Genomic DNA, 14,020 nt, shown 5'->3' with positions numbered 1-14,020 from the left:
CAATAGCTTACAATGCGGGGCTAATTTATACCCGTGTCAAAGCGGCGTTTCTTTTTACAGCAGATCAACTGGAATCTAATATGTTGCGCATTGCTGAACAAGCCTTAACCTTCGACGATGTTTTATTGCTGCCTGGCTATTCTGAAGTCACCGCAAAAGATGTCGATTTAACTACGCGCCTCACTCGCGGTATCACCCTAAACATGCCACTGGTCTCGGCGGCTATGGATACGGTGACCGAAGCTCGCCTAGCCATTGCCATTGCGCAAGAGGGCGGCATAGGCATTATTCATAAAAGCATGACCATAGCCGAGCAGGCCCAGCAGGTGCGCTCAGTTAAAAAATATGAAAGTGGCGTGGTAAAAGATCCTATTACCATTAATGCCGATGAACCCATCTCTAAATTGTTTGAGATCCGTGAGAAATATAATATCTCCGGTGTCCCGGTTATTGATAAGGGCGATTTAGTGGGCATAGTCACCAGCCGTGATGTGCGCTTTGAAACAGATCTCAATGCTCCCGTTGCTAAAATCATGACCTCTAAAGAAAAATTAGTCACCGTGAAAGAAGGTGAAGATTTAGAAGTGGTACGTGAGCTATTACACAAACACCGCATAGAAAAAGTATTAGTGGTTAATGACGACTTTAAATTGTGCGGCATGATTACTGTTAAAGATATGAACAAGGCGCAAACCTATCCCAAAGCTTGTAAAGACCACGACGGTCGTTTACGGGTGGGTGCGTCTGTGGGTACCAGTGCCGATACCGATGACCGCGTTGCGGCATTAATAGAGGCGGGTGTGGATGTGTTGGTCGTTGATACCGCACACGGCCATTCTAAAAACGTAATTGAGCGTGTGCGCTTAATCAAACAAAAATACCCCGAAATACAAGTGGTGGGTGGTAATATCGCCACGGCTGAGGCTGCTTTGGCCTTGGTTGAAGCCGGTGCCGACGCGGTTAAAGTGGGTATAGGCCCAGGCTCTATTTGTACTACGCGTATAGTTACGGGTATAGGTGTGCCACAAATGTCAGCGATAGCCAATGTTGCCATGGCCCTACGTGAGCACGATGTGCCAGTGATAGCCGATGGCGGTATACGTTTTTCTGGCGATATATCTAAAGCCATAGCCGCTGGCGCTAGCTCGGTGATGATGGGCAGCATGTTTGCCGGCACGGAAGAGGCGCCTGGCGAAGTAGAGTTGTACCAAGGCCGTACTTATAAATCCTACCGCGGCATGGGCTCGTTGGGTGCTATGGCACAAACGCAAGGCTCTAGTGATAGATACTTTCAAAGTGTCGATGGCGGGGTAGAAAAATTAGTACCCGAAGGCATAGAAGGCCGGGTACCGTATAAAGGCCCTTTGTCGGCCATAGTGCATCAATTAATGGGCGGTTTATGTTCGGCCATGGGTTATACCGGCAGCCCCGATATGCAAACCATGCGCACTAAACCTAAGTTTGTGCAGGTGACTGCCGCAGGCATGAACGAAAGTCATGTGCATGACGTCAGTATCACCAAGGAAGCACCGAATTATCCACGCGCATAAACAGTAGCAGGGGCAGCCACAGGCTGCCCCTTTTTACTTATGTGTAATGACCTTTTCTTTTTTATTGTTTTAGAGATCGCTGACTATGCCACGTGATATTCACGCCCAGAAAGTTTTAATTTTAGATTTTGGCTCGCAATATACCCAGCTGATTGCACGTCGAGTGCGTGAAATAGGCGTGTATTGTGAGATACGTGCCTTTGATATTAGCGATGAAGATATTAAAGCGTTTAATCCCAAGGGCATTATTTTAGCGGGCGGCCCAGAATCAGTTACCAAGGCGCAATCGCCCCGTGCACCAGAGTTAGTGTTTAATTTGGGTGTGCCGGTATTAGGTATATGCTACGGCATGCAAACCATGGCCGAGCAAATGGGCGGCAAGGTAGAAGGTTCTGAGATACACGAGTTTGGTTATGCCCAGGTTAAGGTCGAAGGCGAATCAGCCTTGCTGCACGATATTAAAGACCATGTAAACACCGACACCGGTGCGGCGTTGTTGGATGTGTGGATGAGCCATGGCGATAAGGTGGTAGTGATGCCCGAAGGCTTTGAGTTAATGGCCTCTACGGAATCTTGTCCCATCGCAGGCATGTATCACCCCGAGAAACGCTTTTTTGGTGTGCAGTTTCACCCTGAAGTGACCCATACCCTACAGGGCAAGCGTATTTTTGAGCACCTGTTATTAGAGTTATGTGGCTGTGACGCTTTGTGGACAGCGGCCAATATTATTGAAGATGCTATTGCCAATGTAAAAGCGAAGGTAGGCGGCGATAAAGTTTTACTAGGCTTATCCGGCGGGGTGGACTCTTCCGTGGTGGCGGCTTTATTACATCGCGCTATAGGTGATCAGCTAACCTGTGTATTTGTCGACAATGGCCTACTGCGCAAAAACGAAGGCGTCCAAGTCATGGAGATGTTCGCCAAAAACATGGGTGTAAAAGTGATACGCGCTGATGCCGAAGAATTGTTTTTGAATAATCTTAAGGGCGAAAGCGACCCAGAGAAAAAACGAAAAATCATAGGCAATACCTTTATTGATATTTTTGATGAAGAAGCATCAAAATTAAAAAATGTGAAATGGTTGGCGCAGGGTACGATTTACCCTGACGTGATTGAATCTGCTGCTGCCGCTACCGGTAAGGCTCATGTCATAAAGTCGCACCACAATGTCGGTGGTTTGCCTGATGATATGCAGTTTGAATTGGTAGAGCCGCTGCGCGAATTATTTAAAGACGAAGTGCGTAAAGTGGGCTTAGAGTTAGGCCTACCTTATGACATGGTCTATAGGCATCCCTTCCCCGGCCCAGGTTTGGGGGTACGTATTTTAGGCGAAGTGAAAAAAGAATATGCTGATATTTTACGCGAAGCCGATGCCATCTTTTTAGAAGAGCTGCACGCTGCCGATTGGTATCACAAAACCAGCCAATCTTTTGCGGTGTTTTTACCGGTTAAGTCGGTGGGTGTGGTGGGCGATGCTCGCCGCTATGCCTACGTGATTGCCCTGCGTGCGGTTGAAACCATAGACTTTATGACGGCTAGATGGGCGCACTTGCCCTATGATTTATTAGAAAAAGTATCCAACCGCATTATTAATGAAATTAGTGGTGTGTCGCGGGTAACTTATGATGTTTCTAGCAAGCCGCCAGCCACTATAGAGTGGGAGTAGTGTTAACGGTTTAAACACTTGAAGAAACGGCGCTACTAGCGCCGTTTTTTTTGAGCTGAGTTTAACCGTGGTTATTAAACAGTGTGAAATGGTGTACGTTATTAGCTTTATGGGCTATATAAGATAGCGACCATTAATAAAAGGCAGGGCATGAATATAATAAAAATTATTGCTGCATTTTTAATCGTTGCTGTGTCTATGCCTACATGGGCGCAGCAAAAGCCGTGGTTTCCTGTGGTGGTGGATTCAGCAGTAAACTCTTTTAATATAGAGGGCGCGAGCAGGCAGCTTAACTATACCGCTCTAACTAAGGCCAGTAAAAAGTGGCGCTTATGCGTGAGTATTCCCCATTTAAAAGATGACTATTGGATGGCGCTAAATTATGGCGTGGCGCAAGAGGCACGACGTTTGGGAGTGGCGTTAGAGCTCTATCCGGCCGGTGGCTATGATAACTTGAACTATCAGATAGAGCAGATAGAACAATGTGTTGCGCAAGGCGCGCAGGCGGTACTTATTGCCGCTATAGATAGTGAAGGCCTTAATGATTTAGTTGCTGAGCTCATCGCCAAAAATATACCGGTTATCGATCTAGTTAACGGCATGTCTAGCCTAGTGTTGAGTGCCCGTTCACTGGTTTCTTTTTATCATGTAGGCACAGTGACCGGCCAATATATTATTGAGCTACAGCGCCAGCAGCAAAGGCCTTTAAATGTGGCTTGGTTTCCCGGGCCACAGTCGGCTTCATGGGTGGAAATGGGTAACCGTGGTTTAGTGGATGCCTTAGCAGGCTATCCTATTAATATCATTACTACCCAATACGGTGATGTGGGTCGTAAAGTACAAGGGGCGTTATTACAAAAAACTTTTGCTGAACATAACGATATCGATGTGATAGTGGGTAATGCCGCAGCGATATTGGCCGCCTTACCTATGATGAGACGCTATCCCGGCGATAACAAGCCGGTATTAATTTCCTCTTATATGACCCGCAGTATTTATAATGCGATAGCCAGAAAGCAAGTGTTGGCAGCACCCAGTATTGCTGCCGTGTTGCAGGGGCAGATCGCCATAGATCAGGCGGTAAGGGTTTTAGAGGGCAGGCCTTTTTATAAGCATGCGGGGCCTAGAGTACAAATCATCGATCAAAGTAATATTCAGCATATTGATACCGACACTATTTTAGCGCCTAACGGTTTTTCTGCTGAACTATCCATTAAATAGCTGAGCGTTTATGCGGGTTTCACCATCGTCAATACGTCTATTTATAGGCGGCCTTATTTTTCTTGTTTTCATTAGCACAATGATAGTTTTATTCGCCATGGATCAATGGCGGGCAGCGCATAATTCTTGGCAACAACAGGCTAGTGTTGCGGCGCAAGATGCTTCCGGTACGTGGCTGAGTTGGTTGCAGCAGTATCAAGAAACTTTATTGACGGTGCTGATACATCACGAGGCATCGGAGTATGTGTCAGAAGATGAATTTTTTACTGCTATAGAGCGCTTGGAATACAGTTGGGAGAAAAATCGCACCGTAGAGGTTGCGGTGCTTAGCCGTGCAGCTGATAGTGGTGAAATCACCGTGATGCATTCCTCAGTTGTTGACTCTATGTTACAGGTAGGTGCCAAATTTATGCCTGACTCAATAATTGCTGGCGCGGTAAAAACCGCCGCTAATGATGACAGATTGTATTTTTATCCCATGAGTGACAACGCGACTGATGCAAGAAGTTTATTGATCAGTGCTGTGGGCGGTGGTCATGAGCAAGGTTTATTCGTGGTGTCAGTGGTTCACCTAGAGGCATTGTTACATGATTTATCGTTGCTAAAAAATGAGCCAGGCTTTAATGGTCAGCTTTCCATAGAGTCTATTGTGGGTGAGCGTTTAGCAACATTGTCAGTTAATGGTGATGTCGTCGAGACTATCGCTTACTCACTGGATACGCGTTTTTTGTCAGCAGGGGCGAACTGGCATTTTCGTTGGTTTTTTGATGGCAGCTTTCGTGGTGGCCCTGATTTGGGTAAATTTAAAATAACCGTTATTGCTGGCATTATTATTGTTTTTCTTATTATTGTTTTTGGCTTGTTCCTGATTGTTGAAATTCAGCGAGTGAGCCAGGAGACCTTACGGCGGCAAGAGGCTGAGCTGGCTAATAAGGCAAAAAGTGAGTTTTTAGCTAGGATGAGCCATGAAATACGTACCCCCATGAATGCGGTGGTAGGTATGGCTTATCTGCTAGGGAAATCGCTTATATCCGATAAACAGCAAGAGCAAATTGGCAATATACAGTTAGCGTCACATTCATTACTGAGAATTATAGATGACATTTTAGATTACTCTAAAGCCGAAGCAGGCAAGCTGGAGATAGATAAGCAAGATTTTGAGGTGGCTGGCTTAGCACTAAAAATAGAGCGCTTATTTAGCTATACCGCAGAAGAGAAGGGCTTACAGTTAGTTGTTGAGATTGCTGACACTGTTCCCGACATTGTACGCGCTGATGAGTCGCGGGTAATGCAGGTGTTAACGAATTTACTGAGTAATGCTATTAAGTTTTCTGATCAAGGCGAGGTGCGTTTATCTATCAGTGCGATAGCGCGTGCTGATGCCGCTATAGATTTGATATTTACCGTTGTCGATAGTGGCATAGGATTGGACTTGGCGCAGCAGCAAAAAATATTTCAAGCTTTTACGCAGGCGGATGGTTCAACGACTAGAAAGTATGGGGGCACAGGCTTGGGTTTAGCGATATGCCAGCAATTGCTTGATTTAATGGGCGGCGGCATCAGCGTAAGCAGTGTTAAAGGTAAGGGTGCTGAGTTTAGTTTTTTTATTCCGGTGCCACTTTCTTCCTCAGCTACTATCAGCACTCAGCAGGGTGCTGACAAGCACGCTGATGACAAACAAGAGCACATTCCCGCGGGCCTTAAAGTGCTACTTGCTGAAGACAATCTGGTAAATCAGACTGTAGCAAAAGGCATGTTGGAACATTTTAATATGGAAGTTGATGTGGTTGACAATGGCTTAGAGGCCGTTGTTAAAATAGATGGTAGCAATAGCGAAAAATATGCATTAATTTTTATGGATATCGATATGCCTGTGATGGATGGTGTTACCGCCACCCAGGAGATACGCAGGCGATCACACTGGGATAGCATACCTATTATTGCCATGACAGCCCATGGCATGGTTGGCGATAAAGAGCGTTTTTTGGCGGCAGGAATGGATGATTATCTCAGTAAGCCTATAGACCCTAAGCGTTTGAAATATTGCATATTGAAAAATATTTCTCAGCATTAGCTTTTCGATATCTAATTTGTACTTACCCGTAATTTAGGGAAGTAGGCCGACCTATATCTAGAAAAGTTCTCGGCCATTCTCCGCCCTCGTTTTCTATCCGGCGGTATTCTATATTTCAAATGGCAATTCCAGCCTCTACTAGATCACGCATAGATACCTTGCAGCATATAATCCATATTCCGATAGCCAAAGCATCTAGCGGGTAGATGCTCTTACTGATAGTTTGGCTGGCGCTTTTCAGGGCCAATGATTAACTGGGGTGCTGTTCCTTAGTATTGTCATGTGGAATGACGGCTGTGGTTTCTATTTCTACTTTCGCTTGATCTTCCATCAGGGCTACCACTTGCACCATGGCCATAACAGGAAAATTTCGGCCAATCACATCTCGGTAAACTCGCCCCACTTCTTTAGCCGAGCTAAGGTACGCTTGTTTATCGGTAATATACCAAGTCATACGGGTTATGTGTTCAGGCCCTGCGCCAGAGGCTTTCAATATGGCGGCCGTATTAAGCAGTGTTTGATGGACTTGCTGGACAAAGTCGTCACTCTGGAATTGCTCGTTGATGTCCCAGCCGATTTGTCCGCCGATATAGAGGGTTTTGCCTTCGGCCAAAATTCCGTTGGAGTAGCCTTTGGGTTGTTTCCAGCCTTCGGGTTGAATTATCTGCATGGTGTTTTTCCGTGTGGTTATCGTTTAATGATGGCGGCCTAGCAGTAGGCGTGAGTTTGTTACTTTAGATCATGCCCGCGTTTAGTAGTGTCTGCCGTGCGATGATTAATTTCTGCACTTCAGAGGCCCCTTCGTAGATCCGCAAGGCGCGAATGTCGCGGTAAAGTTCTTCAACTTTGACGCCTTTGGTTACGCCCAAACCGCCAAACAGTTGGACCGCGGCATCGATGGTTTTCTGAGCAGAGTCTGTGGCATGTAATTTTGCCATGGCCGCTTCGCGGGTAATTCGATCAGAATTGCAGTCCTTTTCCCAGGCGGCGCGATAGATCAGTAGGGCACTGGTATCGATATTTAATGCCATTTCCGCTAGTTGCGTCTGCACACCAGGGATCTTGATCATCGGTTCGCCAAACAGTTTACGGCTGCCGGTACGTTGCAGGGCCTCGCTCAGCGCGCGTCGGGAAAACCCAAGAGCTGCGGCACCTACGGTAGAGCGGCAAGTATCCAAGGAGGCCATGGCGATCTTGAAGCCTTCGCCTTCTTCACCTAGTCGCTTGCTCGCTGGCATGAGGCAGTCGTTAAATTTAAGGCGGGCCAATGGGTGAGGCGCGATGGTTTCGATGCGCTCTACGATTTCCAGCCCAACCGTGTCGGCATCGAGAATAAATGCGCTAATCCCTTTGGCGCCGGCGCCGCCAGTGCGGGCAAAAACGATGTAGAAATCGGCGATTCCGCCGTTGGAAATAAAGGTCTTTTCGCCACTAAGCACATAATCGTTGCCTTTGCGCACGGCAGCGGTGCTCATCGCGGCTACGTCGGAACCTGCTTCGGGTTCTGTTAGGGCGAAAGCGGCAATATTGTTTCCGGCACGAACCGCTGTTAGGTATTGTTGTTGTTGCGCGTCATTACCAAAAAGGCTGATGGGTACACTGCCTAAGCACTGCATAGCGAAGGCGAAATCCGCTAGGCCGGAGTGGCGAGCAAGTGTTTCGCGTATTAGGCACATACTTCTTACATCGAGCTTTTCGCCAGATTGGCGCTGAGCAACTGAGTGGGCCAAGATCCCCCCCGCAGCTAATTGGCGCACCAATTTTATGCATTCTGAGTCGACATCGATGTCTCCGTGGGGGGCTGAGTCTACATGTTGCTGTGCCCAGTTTTCGATGTCATCGGCCAGCTGGCGGTGGTTGTCCGCCAAAAAAGGCCATTGTAAATAGCTTTTGTCTATGGTCTGTTGTTCTGTCATCTGTTACACCCAAAAATTAGTTGCCTTCAAAAAGAGGGGAGGCTTTATTGATAAACGCTTGATAAGCGCGCTCGAAATCTGCAGTTTGCATGCAGATAGCTTGCGCCTGAGCTTCGGCTTCAATAGCCTGATCGATACCCATATTCCACTCTTGATGAAGCATGGTCTTGGTAATTCCGTGGGCAAAGGTCGGGCCTGCCACTAGATCTCGAGCAACGGCTTGAGTTTCTTCCAAAATGGATTCAGGGCTGCATAGGCGATTAAAAAACCCCCACCGTTCAGCTTCGGGGGCGCGCATAATACGGCCGGTATAGAGGAGTTCCGAAGCGCGCCCTTGGCCGATTATGCGTGGCAGTATTGCGCAGGCACCCATGTCGCAGCCGGCCAAGCCAACGCGAGTAAAAAGAAAAGCAACCTTGCTGTTTTCGGTACCGTAGCGTAGATCGCTGGCCATGGCGATAATGGCGCCGGCGCCGACGCATATCCCGTCCACGGCAGCTAGTATAGGTTGCGGGCAGTGACGCATGGCCTTGACTAGATCGCCAGTCATACGGGTAAAGTCCAGCAGTTCGCGCATATCCATTTTGGTCAGAGGGCCGATGATGTCGTGCACATCTCCGCCAGAGCAAAAGTTGTTACCAGACCCAGTAATTACCACTGCTTTTACCTCTCTGCAGTACACCAGGTCACGGAAGGTGTCACGCAGTTCGGCGTAAGAGTCAAAGGTAAGTGGGTTTTTGCGCTCGGGGATATTTAAGGTGATGGTGGCTAGGCCATTGTCATAGTTCCAAAGGAAATGTTTGGGCGTAAAAGACGTCGGCTCTAAGTTGTTCTTTGTGCTCATTGCTCTGCTCCTGTCGAAATCTACCAACAATACCTTTCACTGGATAAGTTAGCCTTAATTCTGGGTCGGGTGATGCTTTGGGTGAGACCACACCCGTTTGATAGTGATAGTGTAGGGTATAAAAATATTACTGGCAAATATATTATGTGTAATATAAAGTCTTGATCACTTGCTGACACCTTATAGAATAAGCGCAATGTTAGGAATTGCTATTGTGATGGGGGGTCGATCGGGACGCTCCCTAGCGTTAGTTGGCTGACCAATTGACCAATTGACCGATGAGAAGTTTATAGTCAAATATGTTGCGCGCATTATTGTTAGGGTAGGCTGCTACCTCGAGTATGGAGGGTCAACTGTTACGAAGTTTTTGGCCTTACTCTACAGGGTTGATATCGGTGAATGTACAGCTTGGCTAGGCTGAGTTGATCATGACCCGAGAGGTATGATAACCCGGTCAACAAAAGTCGAGCGGGCTTACCTTTTTAGGTACCTTATTTAGGGGTTAGTTGTTAAATAGTGCGAAGATGTAGGTTGCCAGTCCAGCCCTTGCATATGTATTAATGCACTGGGCAACAGTGTCGACAATGAATTCGACATAATTTGTGCTGTGATGAACCTAGCGGTGGTTAATACCTGCGAAGTGGCGCATGACGAACCCCGTGTGATGCTTGGTAGCTACTCGTAAGTCTGTTGGTTTTTTAAAAGGTGCTATTTCGTATCAAAACGGCATGGCATGATTTGATTTTTTATTGCTCCCTAATTCGGATGGTTTAAATATGTTGTTAAAAGGCAAACACGCAGTAGTCACCGGCGCCGGTAAGGGGATAGGGGCTGCCATAGTCGATTCGCTAGCTAAAGAAGGGGCTAGAGTAACTTTGATGGGGCGTACATTGGCGCCGCTGCAGGAAAAAGCGAGTCAGCTGCCCCAAGCTCAAGCTATAGCCTTAGATGTCACGCAAAGCGATTGCGTAACAGCGGCATTCAATCAGGCGAAAGAAGTGTTTGGCCCTATAGATATTATGATCAACAACGCTGGCCAGGCTCATACCTCGCCTGTTCATAAAATGGATGACGAGCATTGGTTACAAATGATGGCGGTCAATCTTAACGGTGTTTTTTATTGTTGCCGGGAATCGCTTAAACAGATGCGCGAATCCGGTGAGGGGCGAATCATTAATATTGCCAGTACGGCAGCTTTGAAGGGCTACGGTTATGTTGCTGCTTACTGCGCCGCCAAACATGGTGTTTTGGGGTTGACCCGCTCTTTGGCTTTGGAAACTGCGACTAAAGGCATAACCGTGAACGCTGTTTGCCCGGGCTATACTGATACTGAGTTGGTGCGTGATTCTATAAAGAATATCGTAGAGAAAACCGGGCGTAGTGAAAAGGAAGCGCTTGCAGAGTTAACACAATCCAATCCACAGGGGCGTCTTGTGCAGCCTGAGGAGGTTGCTAGTGCAGTTATGTGGTTATGTTCGCCAGGGGCCTCGGCAGTTACCGGACAAGCAATTGCGGTAGCTGGCGGAGAGGTCATGTAGGGGCTGCTGGAATAATGAGTTATTTGAACGCCTGTAGACAGGCTTTCAGTTGATCATAGGCATATGTTTTGAAGCTCTAGCGGCCTGTTGCCTGCCGTCTATGTGTTGCTGTTAGACACATTGAGTGTTTTTTTAAGTTCATTTAATAGAGCCAGCAGCTGTTGTGTGTGTTCTGGGTCCAAGCTATCCAACATGGACTTTGCCCATTCGGCGTGCGCTATGGCCATTTCGACAAACAGTTCGCGTCCTTTGGTGGTGAGCCCAAGGTGGATGATGCGGCGGTCTTCAGGGCTGGCGCGTCGGTCGATTAAGCCCTCGTCGATCATGCGATCTACCAAACGAGTAATATTACCCTTGGAGGCAATGAGTTTTTTGGCTAGCTTGCCGACAGGGAGCCATTCAGGATCGGAACGGTCCAGCTGAGACAAAACGTCAAATCGTGACATGCTTTGCTTGAAGTTTCTGTGAAAGCGGGCCTCCATTTCCTGCTCAATAGCTTTGGAGTTCTTAGCTAGCAGCAACCAGAGTTTTACATAGGTAGTATCCATCTCGTCCATTTGCAGGTTTTTTAGTTTTTCCATGAAAGTCGTTGTCCAGTTCAGGGTTGTAGTGCAAGGGGCGGGGGACTATTGTAGCGCAAGCCGCTGCGGTGTTTTTCACGCGATTATAAGGGTTGGCCGATAGTCTGCAATATAAAACGCACAAGGAGGTATATTACAGTTTAATATCTTGCATGTAAGATATTATCCTGTAATATATTTGCATATAGGTGCGGTTTATATATTGAGGAGACAATTTATGAAAATTACAGTAATTGGTGGTGGCCCGGGGGGCTTGTATTTTGCGCTGCTAACCAAAAAAGCGCAGCCCGATTGGGAAATCGAGCTCTTTGAGCAAAACCGCGCTGATGACACTTTTGGTTTTGGGGTGGTTTTTTCCGATGAAACATTGGATGAATTCTTGTCCCGGGATTTGGAATCTTACGAGCGTATCCGCGACAAATTCGCCTACTGGGATGATATTGTTATCCAGCGTAAGGGCGAAGAGGTTCGTTGCGAGGGTAATGGCTTCTGTGGGATTTCTCGGGTCGGATTACTGACTATGTTGCAAGAGCGATGCCGTGAGGTTGGCGTTAAGATGACGTTTGAAGCTCGTATTAATCCGGAAGATCTGGAAATGCAATTTGCCGATTCTGACATTATTTTAGCTGCCGATGGTATCGCATCACCGATTCGTGAATATTATAAGGATCACTTCAAACCTAGCACGGTGATGAAGTCCAATCGATTCTGTTGGATGGGCTCTACTCGTCCGCTGAAAGATTTCACCTATTTCTTTAAAGAAACCGAACACGGTTTGATCTGTGCTCACACCTACCAATACGAACCAGGGAAATCTACCTGGGTATTTGAAATGTCTGACGAGTGCTGGCAGGGTTGGGGTTTTGAAGAAGTTAATGAGGAGGATTCCAAGCAAAAGCTGGAGGCTATTTTTGCCGAAGAGCTTGAGGGGCATTCGCTGATACTGAATCGCTCTCTGTGGCGACATTTCCCACGTATTTTTTGCAATAATTGGCATTATAAAAACATTGTTATTCTCGGTGACGCCAAGGCTTCGGCGCATTTTTCAATTGGTTCAGGCACGAAGCTGGCTATGGAGTGTGCCATTGGTCTGCACGATGCGGTAATCGAACATGCAGACGAGAGTGTGGAGAAGGTTTTTCGGAAGTATGATCAGTTACGCCGAGTGCCCGCCCAAATCGTGCAGCATAATGCCGACGTATCCCTGTCTTGGTTTGAACACATGGACCGTTCCTGGGATATGGAGACCATGCAATTTGCCATGGTAGTGATGTGCCGGGCAAAGTCTGTTACTTATGACAATCTGATTTTGCGTGACTCTAAATTTGTGGAAAAAGTCGATACCGAGTGGTACCAACGCTACTTCCAAGAGACAGGTTACGATTACCGTGACAGTCGACCGACCCCGATGTTTACTAAATTCAAACTCCGTGAGATGGAATTGCGCAACCGCGTGGTTATGTCGCCTATGGCACAATACTCGGCGGATGAAAACGGTAACCTCACCGATTGGCATCTGGTACATTATTCTGGCCATGCCACTGGCGGGATGGGGATGGTTTATACCGAGATGACCTGCCCCTCACCAGATGCGCGAATCACCCTTGGTTGCCCAGGTATGTGGACGGATGAACAAGAATCCCAGTGGGCGCGCATTGTCGACTTTGCTCATGAGCATACCGATACCAAAATGTGTATGCAGTTGGGACACTCTGGTCGCAAGGGGTCAACTCAGCTGGGCTGGGAAAAAATGGATATGCCAATCGAGACGACGGATAAAAACTGGCCGCTGTGTTCAGCCTCTCCAATCCCGTATTTTGATGGCATCTCGCAGGTGCCCCAAGAGCTGGATCAAGCAGGCATGGATAGGATTGTTGACGATTTTCGTGCTGCTACGCAGCGGGCAGATCGCGCAGGCTTTGACATGATAGAGCTTCACTGTGCGCATGGTTACTTGTTAGCTTGTTTCTTGTCACCGTTGACCAATCAGCGTAGCGATGAGTTTGGTGGTAGTGTAGAAAACCGTCTGCGGTTTCCGTTGCTGGTGTTTAACGCTATGCGCGAAGTTTGGCCAGAATCCAAGCCCATGTCGGTGCGAATTTCGGCCTCTGATTGGAAAGAAGGTGGTATCACTGAAGCCGATACGTTTGCTATTGCCGAAGCCTTTAGCGATGCGGGCTGTGATCTGATTGACGTTTCTGCAGGGCAGACGGTATCCGATCAAAAGCCTATTTATGGCCGTATGTTCCAGGTGGAGTTCTCTGAGGCCATTCGCAATGTTAAGAAGATGGCGACCATGACTGTTGGCAGTATTAGCGACGCGGCACAAATAAATACTATTCTGCATACTCGTCGTGCTGACTTGGTAGCGATAGGGCGCCCGCATTTATGGAATCCGTATTTTACCCGACAGGCGGCGGCTAGCTATGGGGTTAAGGACGATCAGGGTTGGGAACATCAATATCTGTCTGGCCAGCAGCAGGCGTACAGCGTATTAGGTAAGGCGCGTGAAACGCAGCTGCAACTACAGCGGAAAGCCAAACCAAAGCGTCATTATAAAGAGTAGCAATAACACTTTTTTTAACGGTTACTATAACCGAAACACCCCCTAGCTATGTTAGGGGTCAAAA

10 protein-coding genes are annotated in these 14,020 nt (G+C 47.5%); 6 read left to right on the top strand and 4 right to left on the bottom strand.

What is annotated here, in order from left to right; all coding sequences use genetic code 11:
• Positions 1-80 precede the first annotated feature (80 nt).
• The 4 genes from guaB to B067_RS21165 all read left to right on the top strand — a co-directional run bounded on the left by guaB (position 81) and on the right by B067_RS21165 (position 6,511).
• A complete protein-coding gene (gene guaB / locus B067_RS0105060; protein ID WP_019528979.1) occupies positions 81-1,550 on the top strand; it encodes an IMP dehydrogenase in 1,470 nt (489 codons plus the stop codon).
• Positions 1,551-1,635: 85 nt separating this feature from the next.
• Positions 1,636-3,216, top strand: a complete 1,581-nt coding sequence (gene guaA, locus B067_RS0105055; RefSeq protein WP_019528978.1) for a glutamine-hydrolyzing GMP synthase — start codon at positions 1,636-1,638, stop codon at positions 3,214-3,216.
• A 150-nt stretch (positions 3,217-3,366) separates the two neighbouring features.
• Positions 3,367-4,437 carry a TMAO reductase system periplasmic protein TorT gene (gene torT / locus B067_RS0105050; RefSeq protein ID WP_019528977.1) on the top strand — a complete coding sequence of 357 codons (1,071 nt, stop codon included), beginning with the start codon at positions 3,367-3,369 and terminating at the stop codon, positions 4,435-4,437.
• Between the two features lie 10 nt (positions 4,438-4,447).
• Positions 4,448-6,511 carry an ATP-binding protein gene (locus B067_RS21165; protein ID WP_083921361.1) on the top strand — a complete coding sequence of 688 codons (2,064 nt, stop codon included), beginning with the start codon at positions 4,448-4,450 and terminating at the stop codon, positions 6,509-6,511.
• 250 nt (positions 6,512-6,761) lie between these two features.
• On the opposite strand, the gene B067_RS0105040 is transcribed toward B067_RS21165, so the two are convergent.
• The 3 genes from B067_RS0105040 to B067_RS0105030 form a co-directional block, all read right to left on the bottom strand.
• Positions 6,762-7,181, bottom strand: a complete 420-nt coding sequence (locus B067_RS0105040) for a RidA family protein (protein WP_019528975.1) — start codon at positions 7,179-7,181, stop codon at positions 6,762-6,764.
• A 64-nt stretch (positions 7,182-7,245) separates the two neighbouring features.
• Complete coding sequence (locus B067_RS0105035; protein WP_019528974.1) at positions 7,246-8,427, bottom strand: acyl-CoA dehydrogenase family protein; 1,182 nt, start codon at positions 8,425-8,427, stop codon at positions 7,246-7,248.
• A gap of 16 nt (positions 8,428-8,443) precedes the next feature.
• A complete protein-coding gene (locus tag B067_RS0105030; RefSeq protein WP_019528973.1) occupies positions 8,444-9,271 on the bottom strand; it encodes an enoyl-CoA hydratase family protein in 828 nt (275 codons plus the stop codon).
• Between the two features lie 776 nt (positions 9,272-10,047).
• Here B067_RS0105030 and B067_RS0105025 point away from each other — a divergent pair.
• A complete protein-coding gene (locus tag B067_RS0105025) occupies positions 10,048-10,809 on the top strand; it encodes an SDR family NAD(P)-dependent oxidoreductase (RefSeq protein WP_019528972.1) in 762 nt (253 codons plus the stop codon).
• Between the two features lie 98 nt (positions 10,810-10,907).
• Here the strand turns inward: B067_RS0105025 and B067_RS0105020 are convergent, their stop codons facing one another.
• On the bottom strand, positions 10,908-11,390 hold the full coding sequence (locus B067_RS0105020) for a MarR family winged helix-turn-helix transcriptional regulator (protein ID WP_019528971.1): 483 nt from the start codon (positions 11,388-11,390) through the stop codon (positions 10,908-10,910).
• A 217-nt stretch (positions 11,391-11,607) separates the two neighbouring features.
• Here B067_RS0105020 and B067_RS22105 point away from each other — a divergent pair, with 217 nt between their 5' ends.
• On the top strand, positions 11,608-13,956 hold the full coding sequence (locus tag B067_RS22105; RefSeq protein WP_019528970.1) for a bifunctional salicylyl-CoA 5-hydroxylase/oxidoreductase: 2,349 nt from the start codon (positions 11,608-11,610) through the stop codon (positions 13,954-13,956).
• The last annotated feature ends 64 nt before the right edge of the window (positions 13,957-14,020 follow it).

This window comes from Dasania marina DSM 21967 (assembly GCF_000373485.1).
Classification (GTDB): Bacteria; Pseudomonadota; Gammaproteobacteria; order Pseudomonadales; family Dasaniaceae; genus Dasania; species Dasania marina.
This window is presented reverse-complemented; position numbering and strand designations above follow the sequence as displayed.